12 protein-coding genes are annotated in these 16,405 nt (G+C 46.3%); 7 read left to right on the top strand and 5 right to left on the bottom strand.

Translation table 11 applies throughout. The features are described 5' to 3' along the window. Positions 1 to 25 precede the first annotated feature (25 nt). Both recD2 and MC7420_RS19535 read right to left on the bottom strand, forming a co-directional pair. Positions 26 to 2,254, bottom strand: coding sequence for an SF1B family DNA helicase RecD2 (gene recD2 / locus MC7420_RS19540; RefSeq protein ID WP_006102466.1), 2,229 nt, complete (start codon positions 2,252 to 2,254; stop codon positions 26 to 28). Positions 2,255 to 2,367: 113 nt separating this feature from the next. After that, entirely contained in the window at positions 2,368 to 3,318 is a 951-nt protein-coding gene (locus tag MC7420_RS19535) for an endonuclease/exonuclease/phosphatase family protein (protein ID WP_006102519.1), read from the bottom strand. Between the two features lie 240 nt (positions 3,319 to 3,558). On the opposite strand from MC7420_RS19535, the gene MC7420_RS40005 reads away from it, so the two are divergent. Beyond that, positions 3,559 to 3,696, top strand: a complete 138-nt coding sequence (locus MC7420_RS40005; RefSeq protein ID WP_157453235.1) for a hypothetical protein — start codon at positions 3,559 to 3,561, stop codon at positions 3,694 to 3,696. Further along, positions 3,696 to 4,757: a hypothetical protein gene (locus MC7420_RS19530; RefSeq protein ID WP_006102408.1), complete on the top strand. Its 1,062-nt coding sequence runs from the start codon at positions 3,696 to 3,698 to the stop codon at positions 4,755 to 4,757. Before MC7420_RS40005 ends, MC7420_RS19530 begins: the two co-directional genes overlap by 1 nt. Before the next feature lie 32 nt (positions 4,758 to 4,789). On the opposite strand, the gene MC7420_RS19525 is transcribed toward MC7420_RS19530, so the two are convergent. After that, the gene (locus MC7420_RS19525) at positions 4,790 to 6,292 is read right to left on the bottom strand and encodes an FAD-dependent oxidoreductase (RefSeq protein ID WP_006102390.1); all 1,503 of its coding nucleotides are present in this window, start codon (positions 6,290 to 6,292) and stop codon (positions 4,790 to 4,792) included. 301 nt (positions 6,293 to 6,593) lie between these two features. On the opposite strand from MC7420_RS19525, the gene MC7420_RS19520 reads away from it, so the two are divergent. Both MC7420_RS19520 and MC7420_RS19515 read left to right on the top strand, forming a co-directional pair. Then, a complete protein-coding gene (locus MC7420_RS19520; RefSeq protein WP_044208345.1) occupies positions 6,594 to 6,995 on the top strand; it encodes a hypothetical protein in 402 nt (133 codons plus the stop codon). A gap of 88 nt (positions 6,996 to 7,083) precedes the next feature. After that, positions 7,084 to 8,007, top strand: a complete 924-nt coding sequence (locus tag MC7420_RS19515; RefSeq protein WP_044208448.1) for an alpha/beta fold hydrolase — start codon at positions 7,084 to 7,086, stop codon at positions 8,005 to 8,007. A gap of 435 nt (positions 8,008 to 8,442) precedes the next feature. On the opposite strand, the gene MC7420_RS19510 is transcribed toward MC7420_RS19515, so the two are convergent. Both MC7420_RS19510 and MC7420_RS19505 read right to left on the bottom strand, forming a co-directional pair. Then, positions 8,443 to 9,021, bottom strand: coding sequence for a hypothetical protein (locus MC7420_RS19510; RefSeq protein ID WP_044208343.1), 579 nt, complete (start codon positions 9,019 to 9,021; stop codon positions 8,443 to 8,445). A gap of 318 nt (positions 9,022 to 9,339) precedes the next feature. Continuing rightward, the gene (locus MC7420_RS19505; RefSeq protein WP_006102471.1) at positions 9,340 to 9,678 is read right to left on the bottom strand and encodes a hypothetical protein; all 339 of its coding nucleotides are present in this window, start codon (positions 9,676 to 9,678) and stop codon (positions 9,340 to 9,342) included. A gap of 15 nt (positions 9,679 to 9,693) precedes the next feature. Here MC7420_RS19505 and MC7420_RS41635 point away from each other — a divergent pair, with 15 nt between their 5' ends. The 3 genes from MC7420_RS41635 to MC7420_RS19490 all read left to right on the top strand — a co-directional run bounded on the left by MC7420_RS41635 (position 9,694) and on the right by MC7420_RS19490 (position 16,364). Beyond that, entirely contained in the window at positions 9,694 to 14,571 is a 4,878-nt protein-coding gene (locus tag MC7420_RS41635; RefSeq protein ID WP_052307509.1) for an RNase H family protein, read from the top strand. Between the two features lie 257 nt (positions 14,572 to 14,828). After that, complete coding sequence (locus tag MC7420_RS19495; protein ID WP_006102532.1) at positions 14,829 to 15,824, top strand: hypothetical protein; 996 nt, start codon at positions 14,829 to 14,831, stop codon at positions 15,822 to 15,824. Positions 15,825 to 15,923: 99 nt separating this feature from the next. Beyond that, a complete protein-coding gene (locus MC7420_RS19490; RefSeq protein ID WP_006102476.1) occupies positions 15,924 to 16,364 on the top strand; it encodes a DUF4326 domain-containing protein in 441 nt (146 codons plus the stop codon). The last annotated feature ends 41 nt before the right edge of the window (positions 16,365 to 16,405 follow it).

Genomic DNA, 16,405 nt, shown 5'->3' with positions numbered 1-16,405 from the left:
AAAAGCTCCTATTCTAGAGGTAAGTCTACTGACTATTCACTATCCTCTGTCGCAATTGAGTATAACGCTGCTGTTGTAGGGTTTGATTCACAGAAATAGCGATCGCTTTGTTTGATCCGATGACAATGGCGAGTTTCTGGGCGCGAGTGAGTCCGGTGTAGAGGAGGTTGCGTGATAGCATCAGGTAATGTTGGGTATACAAGGGGAGAATCACCACGGGATATTCTGAACCCTGGCTTTTGTGAATCGTGACCGCCCAGGCTAAGGTAATCTCATTCAGGTCGGCGTAGTCATAAGTAACGATTCGCCCTTGATACTGTACCTTCACTTCCTGTTCCGTGGTATCAATCGCCGCGATGACGCCCAAATCCCCATTAAATACATCCCGTTGATAATCATTGGTCTGTTGAATCACGCGATCGCCTACTCTTAAGGTTATCCCACCGCGACTGATTTCTACTTTATCGGGACTGGGGGGATTAATTAACTGTTGCAGTACCTGATTAAAATTCCGAGTTCCCACCACCCCCCGTGTCATTGGACAAAGTACCTGCACATCCGAGGCGGGATTAAACCCCAGATTGGGGATTAAATCAGAAATCAACTCACAAACCACTTGCACCCCATGGTCCGGTTCAAATCCGCCCCCATGCCAAAGACAATCAGAATGGGGAGTATCTGAGATTGACTCTATCCTAGGATACTGCCCTTGGTTAATGTGGTGAGCCGCCGTAACAATCGCACTCTGTTGGGCTTGGCGAAAGACTTGGGTTAATCGTACCACCGGGATTTGACCGGAATGAATTAAATCGGAGAGGACGTTTCCTGGACCCACTGACGGAAGTTGGTCAATGTCTCCCACTAATAATAATTGCGCCTCCTGGGGAACAGCTTTCAGCAGGGAATACGCCAAGAATAAATCCAGCATACTCGCCTCATCGACTACGATTGCCTGATAAGGTAAAGGATTATCGGCGTCATAGTGGAAACTCATCGTCTTGGGGTCAAAGGATAGCAGCCGATGAATCGTTTTAGCTTCTAACCCCGTCATTTCCGTCAACCGTTGCGCCGCGCGTCCCGTGGGTGCAGCTAATCCCAGGGATTTACCCATGGCTTTCCACAGGGAGACAATGGTATGGGTGGTGAAGGTTTTGCCACAACCGGGTCCTCCAGTGAGAATCATTAATGGCGCAGAAGCGGCGATTTCCACGGCTTGCTGTTGTTGGGGGGAGAGTTGAATCGAACGGCTGGCGGTAAAGCGAGAGATCCAGTTGCGGACACGGGGTAAATCCACGGGGTTTTGATGGCGTAGATGCTGTGCCAGTCGTTGTCCTAGATTCTGTTCGGTGTAGTAAAATGTGGGTTTATAACACAGGGGTGGTGTATCGGGGTGAGTCTCGATAACTAGGTCTTGTTGTTCACTTGTGTGAGTAATGATTCGGGCGATCGCATCTTCGTCTGGGGTATGAGAGTCGGTTATCAGTAGGGAATAGGTGCGTTTAATCAGTTCCGGTTGGGGTAAATAACAATGTCCATCTTCAGCGGCTTCTGTTAAACTATGAACCAATCCGGCGCTGTAGCGAAATTCGGAATCGGCGGGAACGCCTAAGTTTCGGGCGATTTTATCGGCGCTGATGAAACCTATTCCATAGATGTCGGTGGCGAGTTGATAAGGGTTTTCGGTGACGGTTGCGATCGCACGTTCCCCATATTGCTTATAAATCTTCACCGCGTAGGTGGTGGACACTCCATGTCCTTGTAAGAATACCATCACCTCTTTGATGGCTTTCTGGGTTTCCCACGCCTGTTGAATCATGCGGATGCGCTTTTTGGCTATCCCTTTTACCTCGACGAGTCGTTCAATCTGGTTTTCGATAACCTCCAGGGTATCGAGTCCAAAATGGGCGACAATTCGAGATGCGGTAACGGGTCCAACGCCTTTGATGAGTCCACTTCCCAGATATTTTTCAATTCCCGTCAGGGTGGCGGGTTTGGTTTCCTTGTACTGAGTGACTTGAAACTGAGTACCATACTGAGGATGATCCCGCCAAAATCCGGTGAGGTGCAAGGTTTGTCCGGGTTGGATGTTGGCGAAACTGCCAACAATGGTGGTTAGTTCTTTGGCTTTGGGACGTTGTAGACGGGCGACAGTATAGCCGGATTCAGCAGAATGATAGGTCAATCGTTCCACTACGCCTGTTAGGGTTTCATAGTGGGGAGTTGCTTTTATCGATGGATAGGGTGAGGTGGACAAGGCTTTTTAACGCAGAAGGCAGAGGGCAGAGGGCAGAGGGCAGAGGGCAGAGGGCAGAAGGGTTTTTCTTGCTACGTGGTCGTTTCAGCCCTCAAGTGTCGTCCTAATATATTTTATTGGCTGTCTTCTACTAATGTCTTGAGTTTCTCAAGTTCCTGTTCCAGAAGTTCAATTTGTTGCAACAATCGCTGTTCCCGACTGGGGGGAGTGGGTTCGACTAATTCTTCTAGTTGGAACGTTGCCAATATGGGGCGATGGTCACTGGTGGTTTTATCGTCTGGGCAATAGGCATCTGATGGCTCACTATAGAGGATAACAGACGATGCGGACCAGTTTTTCGCTTCACCTGCCACAAACACAAAATCTAAAACACTATCATATCGATCAGAGCATAAGGTCGCGACTAATTTATCCGGCTTAACCCAGGTAAACACATCATCGGCTGTCAGAAAATCCCAGCCTTCATCGTGGACTCCTGATACCACATCCCAATCGAAATTGTAGTCCCCAGCGGCAATAATTGGTAGCTCTTGAGAACGTCCCCACTCATTGAGAAGTTGTGCTTGTTCATGACGAGAACTTTCTGAACTCCGGTACAGATGATTGACCACAAACAGAAATTCTTCTCCTGTGGGCTTAAACCGAAATTGAGCGACCAGGGGCGCTCTGACTCGACCTCCTATATTGATATCATCAAGTTCATAATGCTTGACCTCTTCCAATAGATTGCTGTTGTAGGCAATAGCTAAGCGATCGCCTCTACCCGTACTGCCTAGAATCGTTTTAAAATCAGCATTTTCCCCATCTTCAGTTCCTTGTTCTAAGTCCAGTAGCCAACTTTCATTTTGAACCTCAGAGAATCCCCAGATGTCAATGTCCTCTAAAGGACCAATGTGCTTACGGGCAATGACTGAGGGGACAGCATCCCCTGATTCAACATTAAATGACGCTACCTTGAGTTGACTAGCATGGGCAGGGATGTTTCCTCCTAACAGAAAAACTAACAAGAGGGTGAAAAGTAATTCGACAGGCGTTAGGTGTTTCATGAAAACGGTAACACTCATTTTGGCTTCAGAACAATCCCATACTATTCATACCGCCAAGACTTAATCCGTTAAATTTGGCAAAAATTTTGATTTTGGGTACGCACAGGCTGATACACCTGTTCCATTATCAATATAAAGATGAACAATCAATTAGCCAATAGAAGAATCGCCACAGCCGCGAGAATCACCTGCCAGAAGTAGGGAGGAAGAAACTGATCAATTTTGGGCTAACGGAATCGGGAGATTCTCAAGCAGCGGATGAATCCATCCAGGGTGGACGAGTTGGCGGCTGGGGATACGCCAACTGAGGTGGATTTGGTGCGAATCGCCTATATTCTGGATATGGATGAGGATTTTCTGCACCGTTTCAAGGATAGTCAGGAGAAACAAGAATAATGTCTAATTCTCAAACTACACCAATGAGTCAACCGGGCTTAATCCTAACTCCTGGTTCAGAAGGTTGGTGGGACTCAGAACGAGTCTCTTGTCCGCGTGTGATGCGCTGTCCTGATGGGACTTGGAAGATGTGGTACTACGGGCGCGATGCCAGTTTTGATCGCCAGATTAACTTGCCCACCGGTCGCTGTGGTCTGGCAGTTTCCTCGGACGGCATACATTGGGAACGAGTCAAAGGACCCCTGACAATGGGGGCGGTTTTTGAACCCCACCCTGATCCTCAACGGTTTGATTCTGCCCATTTAGGCGTTAGCGATGTTAATTTCTGGGATGGACTCTATTGGATGTGGTATTTCGGTGGCGATCATCAAGTTCTGGACATGGGCAAATTCAAAGCCAAAGGACTTCAGATGCTTCCAGGTTGTGCCATTTCTCGCGATGGTATCAACTGGGTCAGATTAGAAGGTTTTTACCGAGGTGCATTCCTTGAGTGTGGTCAACCCGGAGAGTTTGACGCCCTATTTTGCGGATGGCCCCAAGTATTGCGGGAACACGATCGCTGGAAAATGTACTACCACACCTTGAGTTCTAACAGAGAATTTTTGGTGGGTTTGGCTATGTCTACCGATGGCTTTCGCTGGGAAAAAGTTGGGCAAATTCTTGGTCCTGGAGAACCCGGTAGTTTTGATGAACGGGGAATTGGGACTCGCCATGTGCTGAACATCAATGGTGACTATGTGATGTTCTATGAAGGTGTCAATACCAGTGGATATCATTCCATTGGTTTGGCTATATCTGAAGATGGGATTACCTGGGAAAAACAAAAAGGTTATAAAGCGGGTGGTGCTGTTTTTAGCCACGCGCCCAAGGGGTCAGGGCGTTGGGATGCACGGGCTGTAGGGACTCCCTGGGTGGTGTCAATGGAGGATGGTAGTTTTCGGATGTATTATATCGGCGCGAATGAGGGGGGACACGATGAACTCTCTAGTCAGCATCAAATTGGTTTAGCTGTCAGTCAAGGTAAGAATTTTGACCAATGGCAACGGTGGGGAGAATCATGATGAATCAGCCTGTGCGATCGCTTCCTTCATCGTCACCAGAACACCAGTCCAGTAATTCCAGCCCTAAATACAATCACTAACCATCCAGCCACTAAGACTAATCCCAATCCCGACAAAATTTTTGTGGTTCGGTTGGCTTTGAGTAATATGTCTTGATATGAACGTTGATGATCCTGAATCATCAGAAAAGCGGGTTGACTAATCAGAGGAGAGAAAATCCGACTGAGTATCAGTCGCCCAAAGAAGTTTAAACTCCAGAAAAACCGACGCAGGGGTGCTTGATTATACTGCCAGGGAAAGGCAAATCGGACAAGCTGAACCACAGCCTTGACATCCGGACTTCGTTGTGATTCATATTCAGGTAAGGCTTGGCAGAGATTATTCTCATATTTAGCCAGTATTTCATTCAGAATATACACATCCTCTAAGGCTGAATTTACCCCTTGTCCAATGTCAGGTGGAAAGCAATGAACGGCATCGCCTAAGAGTACGATAAAAGCAGCCGACTGATTTTGTCTGTCTTGATTATTTAACTCAAAATATAATCCCGCACAATATTGAGGCGTGGGAAAAGCACCCCCTTCACTTAAAGCAAATCGCTGGGCTTCTTCCGGAGAGACAATTTGCCGTATGGGTAGTTGAGGAAAGGCTTGCTCTAAAAAGTTGTATAATGTTTCACTGGTTTTCAAGTCCCATATTTTATGGTTGGGTCGTGTGATAATATTGGCACTACGAGGTTCATCCGGATTTTTAATCGGCAATAGACCTAACGAGACAGAACGTTGGCGATCGCGAAATCTACCCCGAATCACATACGCCATATCGCAGGCGGCGTGTTCCTTCCCATCCGAGTCCAGAGGAAACTGGGGCGGTAGCGTTAAGACTTTATACCTCAAGGAAGCACTTGGCGAGGGGAAACATTTCATTTCAAATCGGTCTGATTCCGGACTATCCCACTGTTGCAAAGTTTGGCGAACTGTAGAGTAAAGTCCATCACACCCCACTAGGAAGTAAGGCTGAAAATGGATAAGGTTATTGGTGTCTGTGCGAACAACAACATCTATCGTTTTCTGGTTTGTGTTAGGGGAATCAGCCTGATTAATTTGAATACATTCCGTATTAAACAAGACGTTAATACACCCTTGCCAATTGCGCTTAATTTCCTGGTAGAGTAACAATACGAACGCCCGACGGGGTAGCCAGTAAGCGGGTTTTCGATTGGGATTTACAATCGGCAATTTTAAAGTTTTACGGCTACCATTCGGTTTAATCCGCGTTAAGTAAAAGTCTGTACTGGGAACGCTGATATTTGCCAGTTCCTCGGTGAGTCCCAGAAAATCGGTCAATTTTTGCCCCCGACCATCAATGAGATAATTGAAGGCTTTATCGGGTTCATAGTAATCAGCCGCCGCCCGTTTTTCTAGGACTGTAATATTCGTCCATGCGCGTTTGGCAAGCATTAAGGCGGTGGCAAGTCCGGCGGGACCTCCACCAACAATTAATACATCTCGCTGACAATCGTCGCTCATTTGCATAGCTAGGGGACTGGGGAGTATCCTATTTTGGGATAAGGTTTTTTAGGGCGATGACTACCTCCCCTAAACCATGACTATCCTAGAGTTGGAATCATTATAACTTGTGCGTGCGATCGCTCTTTCTGACTCATCACCTTTCTAGTGCCATCGGATTGGTCAGGATAAGGCTGAAGGTGATGAAGCCAACCCTCTTAAATTAGGGTTTTCATTCTCAACAAGTTCAACTGTTGAATAGAAACATAGGAATAGATATATGGAAAATTTCCGTACAATATATAGTTAGGCGCGACAGGAGAACTCAATGCCCGTAGGTGTTGCATTTAAAGCCTTGGCGATCTGGCTAGTCATCTTGGTGTTGGCGATGATTAACGGTGTCCTACGGGAGGCTGTCCTGATTCCGGAGTTCGGCACCGCAGTTGGGCTTCTCTTGAGCGGTATTCTCCTTTCGGCACTCATCTTTCTCGTCACCCACTTGTCGTTGCCTTGGCTAGATGTCCGCCGACCCGGTGTGTTCGTAGGGATTGGTCTGGGCTGGGTAGCCCTTACGGTACTCTTCGAGTTCTCATTCGGGCTTTTGCAAGGTAAGTCCTGGCAGGTCATGCTTGAGGCGTACACGTTCCATGGTGGCAACATCTGGCCAATCATTCTGGTCGTCACGGCGCTTGCCCCTTACCTTGACGCTAAATTTAGAGGTTGGGCTTAGCCCCAGCATCGAAAGGGCGAAGCCTGAAACCCTTACAGTCAGGGAGTTTGATATTTTGCCTTTATTCCATAAGTTTCAAAAGGAGCGATTGAAAGCTGATTTTCTACCGCCCTCAGTTGTTGACATTCAAGACAAAGATGCGATCGCTCTTATTCAACAGCTTCAGCGTCGGGTGATTCAAGTTCCCTTTGAGCGAGGCACAACCCCAATCGCAACTGCCTACGTTCATCATTCTCCCGCTCAATCAGCTTCCCAACCTAACGCTGCTCCGATTCTGTTGTTACCCGGATTTGATAGTTCCCTGCTGGAGTTCCGGGGTTTGCTCCCCTTATTAACAACCCAGCACGAGACTTGGACAGTGGATCTGTTTGGTTCTGGATTTACAGAGTATGTTCCCACCCTTCCAGTCAATCCTCAAACCATCCGGCAACACCTTTTTAGCGTTGTAGAAACCTGGATTGGGCAACCTGTAATCCTGGTTGGGGCATCGTTAGGAGGTGCAGTGGCGATCGACTTTGCCTTAAATTATCCTAACTGGGTGCGCTCGCTGGTTCTAATTGACTCTGTTGGCTTCTCTGGCAGTTTTCCAGTTGGACAGTTTCTGCCGCATCCCCTGATTGAATTAGGGGCGAATTGGCTGCACTTCCGCAAACAGGCTGCCCTCACTGCCGCTTTAGCGTTGCCAATGATTGACCCAATGCTACTCGATGCGCTGCGCTGTTCTTTGCTACATCAGGAGATGCCAGGATGGAAAGGGGCGATCGCGTCCTTCACCCAAAGTGGAGGTTACGCTAATTTGCGATCTCGCATCGCTCAGGTAAACCATCCTACCCTGATTTTGTGGGGAGAAGCTGATGATGTATTGGGGACGGACGATGCAACCAAGTTTGAACAGTCAATTTCAGGCAGTCAACTGATTTGGATTCTCAAAGCTAGTCATGTACCTCACTACGATCAACCTCAATCTGTTGCCGCGCATCTGCTGACATTTGCCCGACGAGGAGGACATTGATCGCCTATTTGTTTGTGTTATGCTCACTCTCCAAGAGCCTGGGGACTGATAGTCCTGTTTCTTTCGGGTGCGATCACACTCTATCTTAGCAGTAGCTGAAACGCTTTCCTAGACAGAAATTGGCGGTTTTGGGTGGTCAGGTGCGATCGCGCTTTGTCTTAGGGCTATGCCAACCTCTGCAATAATTCAGCTTCAAGGTTTATTGGCTTGACCCGAAAATACTTAACAAATCTAAGTTAGGGAGTGAGAGAAAGCCTACTTATCCGGTTAGCTGGAATATTGCGTGCAAACTTGATATGCTTCCAATCGCCACTTTGTGCGCCATGGCGCACAAATTTTCCCCGCCAACCAGCGCCAAATTCTCCCTTGATGATTCGGTGAAATAACCTTCCAGGGATGCCAATTTGTATGTATACGGAACCAACCTGCTTAGTATTAACTACCACATTTTGCCCTTAGGGGATCGGCCAACGTCGTAGGAAAACACCAGTTATACGACGCCACGCCATTGTTGATATCTTCAATCAATTTAACTGTTTGCTCTTCCTTGCTACTCCACCCCTTCTCCTGATAAAGCTTTCTAGCCGTCTCCAAGTTCCTTATTCCTTGTTGCTTTAATTTTTCTGCCTCTGTCTTACTTTCGTATCGAGTTGCTTGGCTTTGTTTTAAATTACGCCGTGCCATTCTTATATAAACGTCAACGTTCTTGGGATCTACCTGTAAAATTTCTTGATAAATAAGGTCTAACTTTTCATCGTTGTCAGGACGAGTTGAATGACTCAGTAGCTTTTCTTCCTTAAATAAAGCAACGAGAGCCTGACTCTTTTCTTTTGTGTTTTGACTCGACAGTTGGTTGATATTTTTATAGAGATTATCTTCTCTGTTCCTTAACCTTGTGCCAGAATAGACACCAACGATAATCCCTAAAACCAATAAACCAGACAAAAGCTTTCCAGACAAGAGGCTGGCTATTATCTGGAGTAAGCCTATATCATTTTTATTTCTAAACATCATGAATTAAAGGTTTCACTAAATTGGGTTATGCCATTTTATCTCCCTCAAATAAACTCCAATTCAACCCCCATACGAGTTAGTCCCAAAGATAGAGAGATAAAAGTTATCTCCAACCCATAACCTGAATCAGCTTCCTTCAACTTCCATGCCTAAATCTGCCCCTTGATATCCATCAAAAGATAGAAAACAAAAATTCCAATAACTTTGCCGAAGACTACACTGAAGATGCTGATAGACTCGATAACCTCCATGCATACATTCCACACCACCAAGCGGTATCTATTCAAGATACCGCCTCAAGATAAAATGGTAGCCTCTCTAAAACTCTTCCCAAGACGCTATTTCCGCTTCTGAATAAAACTTCGGTTCGTATTTCATCGGCGTCTGGTATTCAATCTCATCAGCTTCAATCAAACCCTGAGACAACGCCTCTTCTAAATCTAAACCTTGGATCTGCATAGGCTTAGGCAACGCCAATTGTCCGTCATCAGGAATTAGGTACGATGATGTAATTTCACCATGACCAATCCAAATTTGCTCAATTTGGTCAATCTCTTCCCTACTTAAACCATGGCGTAACATCCGTTCGCGGGTAGACAGTTTCATCTGTCCATCGGTGTAATAATCTTGTGCGATCCAACGCTCTAACTCTGACATATTCTCCAATGAAGTATGATGATTATCCTTAACCATTTTGACACAAAACTTCAGATTGACACCGGAGTTAAAGAAGAACTCAACAACTCCCTGGCTGAATATTTATTTGCCGATACAAAATTTGCCATCGGACATATCTACGAACAGAGTACAACTCCTGAGGATTTACAACGCCTAGAGGGGATGAGTCCTCAATTTTCCAACGGACTCAAAGTTTACTTTGCTTCAGATGAAGTGAGGGAAAAAGTTTATCCCCAAATGAGCGACGGGGCGGCTTACGGCTCTCTCATTTTCACCCCTTGCCAAGATTTCAAAGAACTACAAAATCTTCGCATCCTTGTCGTCGATGACGAAACAGGTGAAAACGGAGAGATTATCCCGCTTTCCCAGGGCAAAAAACTGGTTGGTGACTGCTACGGGCGAATGAGAACAGACCTCGCTCAAGAACTGACAGGAAACACCACAATTCCGTTCCAATTCCGCCTGGGTATCAAGCCTCAAGAGAATAACAACGTTCATCGCATTGCCAAAGGAACCCTCGCCCCCAGTCGCCAACTGGAAACCCTGGGTCAGCCTAAAATAACCCAGTTATCTGGAGGACAAACTCAGGTTAAAATAGGTTACGACCTTGTCCTGGCGACTAGCTCTTTCAAAGGTCGCAAAGACGCTACTCAAATTCAACCTGGAGAGTATACTTTAACCGTTGGCATTGGCGTCAAAACTCTAGCCAGATACGGCAAGCACAGCCTTGGCACTCAGGTTTTAGTCAACTATCCTCAAGCTGTTGAAACCGATATCATTCCCCGGCTGAATCAGAAAGCTGAACAGCTTGTCGCTATCCAATCTGACCCCAGAAAAATTGCTCAGTACTTCCTACAAAAACACGCCAAGCGATTGCAGCTAATCTCTGCCAATCCAGATAAACAAACACCAAACTCCCAAGCCATAGACCTGAAAAACTTCGATGATGTTTTCCAGCTTATAGAAAACATCGACCAAGAAGAAAACCTCGATTCCGAACCCGAATCCCATCAAAACCAATCATCGAGCCAATCCTTCTACTCCATTTTAAAGAACTGTGTAGATTATCATCCCCAACTGCTGGAACATCCCAATATTGTTAGTAAACTCAGAACACTCATCCGTAACGAATGGATGGACATTGCCACTGGACGGGCTATAGAATTCCAGTCAGGATTAGCTCAACCCAGTCTCGACCTAAAAAAAGATGAAATTTGTGTTCCTTATATTGCACAAGGAGAAAAACTCATTGTTACTCGCTCTCCCTTAGTCAACTCCAATGGTGTAATTATCCTCACCAATCGACATTTGAAAGAATTTCAACAGGAACAGGGTACCGTTCACATTCACCCGGAAACCGCCGCTACTTACTTACAAGCCGACTTTGATGGTGACCGCCTCGCCTACTCCCTTGCCAAAGAATACCCCACATTAGCGGCTGAAGTAGAACAAAAGCAGCATCCTCTTAACCGACACGCCGATGTTATCAAAGCAGAAAAACAAGAATACATCGCCTCCACATTTGCCGAAATCGCCCTAGCCGCTAGTTCTAACCAAATTGGTATCATCGCCAACGATATCCAAAAAGCTGTCACCCTCGAATGCGAAACCCAATCCCTTCCCCCAGCAGAAAAACGCGGCTATTTGCAAAATCTCGCCCATCAATTTCGCCAAATCCTGGCTAACGGCGAAGCTATTCACCACCTTGACATTCCAGATGCCAAAAAACCCCCCTGTTTATCGCTTCAAGAAAAGCTTAACACCCTTGCCACCTATACTCCTCAATTTGACTCTGATGAAATTGAAAACCGACTCCAGATTGCCAAACGACTATTCTTTGAAACCGTGGACGTTCTCTCCAACGAACTGCAAACGGCTGTCGATGGTGCCAAAAGTGCCGCTCGCCCCAATCAAGATATTCTCACCTTTACCCGCACCATTCTCAATGTCCGAGATGTGGAGTGGATTCGAGATAAAAAATCCCTGGAAGCTTTCGACAGTCGCCCGATGAAAAGTGGGAACTATTCTCCCATCGACAGAATGATTCAACTTGCCAATCAATTTTGGAGTTCACATCAACTTGAATCCCTTCCCACCCATCAATTTGCCAACTTTTTTGACCAAAATTACACCCAACACCAGGAACGCCTTGCTCAGGAAATCGTCAGCACCTACAATTCGTTCTATGCCAGTGCCGTGGCATTAAAGAACCAAGCTCAAAATGAACCGGGTCCTCAACTAATTGCCACCTCAGCCACATCTGGCAAGTCAATTACCCTCACGAATCTTATCCAATACAATCATCCCAACGTTTGGACTAGCAAATCCCTCACCATCCGCCTGAATGACAACCCCCACAGAACCTCGAAAACGCCGCACCCACTCATGGCTGAAGCCCAGGTTCTCGATAGCCAAGGTCATCCTACTTCTGCTTGGTTACCCCTGGGTACAGTTAGCTTCAATTGTGTCAACGAACAGGGGTTGCGAGATGGGATGATTCTCAAAGGTGCTAACATTAAACTCCAACAGGGGATCACCCCAGAACAAATTGCTGCCAAGTTCAAAGAAGCGATAACCTACGCCGACAGGATACGAACCAACCACGCCCACGAACAGGAGCAACTCCAAGCCGCCATTTGGCATAGTACTCACTCTAGCGACCAAAAAGGCTATGAACAGTATAGTAGGGCTAGTGCCGCGTTTAACATTTTCCCAGAACTTGTCGCCGATCGCGCCCGGGCGTTTCAATTTAGCACTCTCACCCTATCCGGTATACACCACCCTACCAATGAATGGGGTCAGCAATTGAATCATCAAGACATCGAATTTTCCGTCGAACTGGAAACGAGGAACCACCATCCCAACTGGGGGAAGCGGATACTTGTCGTCGATGGTAAGCAAGTGAGTCCCTTTTCGGAAAAGGATTATCAACTTCCGATTGGTACGATGGGCAAAGGAACTCTAATCCCCGCTGAAAGTGCCACCCTCGTCGCTACGACGTCCCCAGGAAACTGGATTAAAATCGGTCAGCTTAGACAGCATGATTTTGCCGGACATGACTTTTCTGGGCAAGCTGTTACCCTGACGATTGACTTCAAAACCACGACGACAAAAAGCGGTAAGACATCCTCGGTTCCTGTTGCTAAAATTGGCGACAAAATTTTAGGGGTTATCGATGCTAAGGATAGAAACAAACTGTTGGCTGGGGGACGACTTAAAAGAGGCGCTAGCTTCACCGCTACCTTACACAATAACCCAGCGACGACCGCCGAGCTGAAAATCCAAGGCGACAGCCTCAACTATCCCGAAATCTGGGTTAACAAAAACGTGCTTATGCAACCGAACCCCTTGGAAAATCTACAACCTATTAATTCAGCCGTCGCCACTCATCAGCAAAAAGATATCGCCATGGCAGATGTGGCAACTCAGTTTATCGGCAAAAGTGCTGCACCTGCTGCAACTCCCTCTAGCACCCGCAATTATGCCCACGCTTGGGGCGAGCGTGCCAATACGGGGGAATACTCACCGGAGGATATTATCATGGTTAGTGGCTCCGGTCCGTGGCGGGGGGTGACGACTGAGCAAATCCAGCACAGGTTTGATTCTCACTACAAACCCTTTTTGGATAAAGCGATCAAGGCAGGTAGCGCTTTTGTGGTTGGTAATGCCAAAGGTACAGATAAATTGGTACAGGAGTACTTAAAACAGCAGGGATATAAACTGGAATCAACCAAAGACAATTACATCCAAGCGGTTAAGAAGCCAGATATGAGCCTCGACAACCCATCACCCCAGAAAAAAGTTGTCATGTACTGCGATGGTTCTAGCTTGGGTAATCCTGGACAGGGCGGTTGGGGGGTAGTGCTATCCTACACCAACCCTCAAACGGGTCAAACGACGACTCGAGAACTATCAGGCGCTGATTCTGAGCAGACGACTAACAGCCGTATGGAAATCCTTGCGGCAATTAAGGGCTTGGAAGCGATTCAAGATACCTGTGAGGTGGAAATCCACACGGATTCTAACTATTTAATTGGGGCGATGCAAGGCAACAAACGCAAAGCGAACCAAGATTTACTGACGCGCCTTGATGAACTCAGTCAAAACCATCAGATTTCCTGGCATCATGTTAAGGGACACTCGGGCAATGCTTTAAATGAACGGTGTGACCAGTTGGCGAAACAAGCGGCTAGAGCGGCTCAACGGTTACCGGAAACCCCACCGACTCCCCAGGTAACTCCTGAAGATGCTTCTGTTTCAGTACCCCAGGAGGTGGAACAACTCCAAGAAACTGTGGCTGCGCTTAAAACTCAAGTTGATCTGCAAAATCGGCAAATTGCCCTGCTGCACCACACTATCCAAGAGTTACGGGAAACGATCAATGAGCGAACGCTACTCTCCCATGGGTTAGATCCCTCTAATCGTGACAATTTCATGCAGCAGATTGAGACACTCTCGGTGGCGATCGCGGATCAACTCAAGCGCCAAGGGTATCGATTTGACCCAGAAGCACAGATGGGACAGGATGGGACGCAGAAGTTGGAACGGGTTTCCCCCGATAGCCCCGGTACTGAAACAACCTACCAACGCCCTGACTGGGAAAAACAGATGGTTAAAGCTGCTTTTTCTCTCCTCAATCCTATCTCCCCCGATAGTCAGGGTCGGAGAATCAGTCGGTTTGGTTGTGACTACATTGCGATCTACACCGATACTGAGCGGGAAAAGTCCCTCAAGATTCTGGATGCTAATGGCGATCGCGGATTACTTTACAAAGCCTATCAGGGTAAACCGCCATCCGTTGACAAGTTTTCGTCAGCCGAAAAGCAAGCGTTCCACCCGATGACTCAGAAAGAGGTTTTGCCTGAGTTATAAGCTTGGTAAATTGTTGGATGGCAATTAGTAATAAAAAATTAATCTTTGGGAACTGTAACAGGTTATTAATTGCTTCCGTTCCCTTTTCTTTCAATCCCCCTCTAAGCCTTTACGCCAAAATCTATTGATATCAATGACGAACAAATTATCCCCAGGTAGGGTATTGTGGAACGCCATGCCCTGTTCCTAATAATCACCGTGGATGAGGAAAAATCTTAAGGATTGATTCACACTTGTGACAACGATGTGACAAATCCGTGACCAGACAGAAAACGGCTGTCAATTCCTGTAACCTGGCGTTTGTAACGTTAGTTGTATACCTTGATGTCAATGGCAAACGTAATCCCATGAAACGGTTCAGAAAAACGCACTCTAAGAGGTTTTCTTCAACACCTGTAGATCCGCAACTTCCCCAAGTTAAACTCAAAACTTTTCTATCGGGACATGAAAGTTTTACAGCTTACCAACTTGCCGATAATCACGTTCTCTTGTCCTTAAATCAAATCGTTCCTTATCCCGGCAGAGAATGCCAAAAAGTGGCACTTTCATTTATCAATTCCAATCACCTTGAAAAAACCCTGGTAACGCTTCCGAATAAGCGTCAATCAACCCTTTATCCCCTACCCACAGTAATCGCCTTCTGGAGTCATCTCAATTCATTGGGACAGCTGCCAGAACGAGAGAAAAAGCTACTGGCGCTCTTTTTAGCTGAACAACCGATTCAAGTTCTCAACGCTAAGGATAGAAACTCCATTCTGCCGCCTAAAAAACAACTGAGTTTTGTTCATCCCCAACAACTGGCTAAATCCTTTAAAATACAGCTAAACCAAGAAATTGAACTTACCATTTTTGTTCAAACGACCAACTACTACATCGACATTTTTGAAGGATTGACTGCCCTAGGGAGTCAACCCACTTGGTTGTTGAACCTTAGCCATTCTAGCCGCAAAAATCAAGCGCTTAAACGAAAGGGTTACAGCGGTCGAATTTATAACCTCGCCTACCAAGACAGTGACGGAATTTTTGAGGTTTCCGCTCTGAAATTTTCCGACTGGTTAGTGGTGTGGGAATATTTTGGAACCAAGGGAAACACTAAAGCCATCGCTATTTTGAGAAGCTTTGCCCACATCAGTTTGCATCAACGAATAAAAGATGCTTGTTTAGTGATGGCGGAATCCAATGCTACTCCTGTTGGACAGAAAGTCCTTCACCTTTCCCATAACTCTAATGCTGATAATCAGTTGGCTCAATAATAATTTGTTTTTCCCGTAGAGATGTAGCAGGCTACGTCTCTACTAGGATGAGTTTAGCTATCGCTTTTTTTTGATGAACAGTTAGCCAACTCATTAATCATGAGCTTTGACCAACACCTTAAAGTTGCCGCCTTGAGTAAAACCTTAAGTCCAGAAATCGGATGGGAAGATATTCGGGTAGATAGAGCCAGTTTCTTGGGAAATCCCTTTGAAATTACTGCTAAAATGGACAGAGACGCGGTAGTTGAAGCGTTCAGACAGTGGTTGTGGGAAATGATTAAACTGAATCAACACAATCCCAACAGCAAGGTTTCACTCCAGAGGTGGACTCAACAAGGATACACCGTAGCTAAACGGTTCAAACATCCAACGGCTAGCCAAGTTGTTAATGAATTAAAACAGCTTTGGCAGAAGTTGAAAGCTGGCAAGAAAATCAGACTTTTGTGTTGGTGTACCCCGCGCTTGTGTCATGCTGATATTATTGTCAGATGTTTGATTAAAGTTGAACATGATGCTAGGTTACAAGGGTTACTGACCTGAATATTAGGACGGTGTTCATCTCCCCTGATGATTAGACTTGA

This window comes from Coleofasciculus chthonoplastes PCC 7420, assembly GCF_000155555.1.
GTDB lineage: Bacteria > Cyanobacteriota > Cyanobacteriia > Cyanobacteriales > Coleofasciculaceae > Coleofasciculus > Coleofasciculus chthonoplastes_A.
The sequence above is the reverse complement of the archived record's forward strand: the minus strand, read 5'-3'. Positions and strand labels throughout refer to the sequence as shown.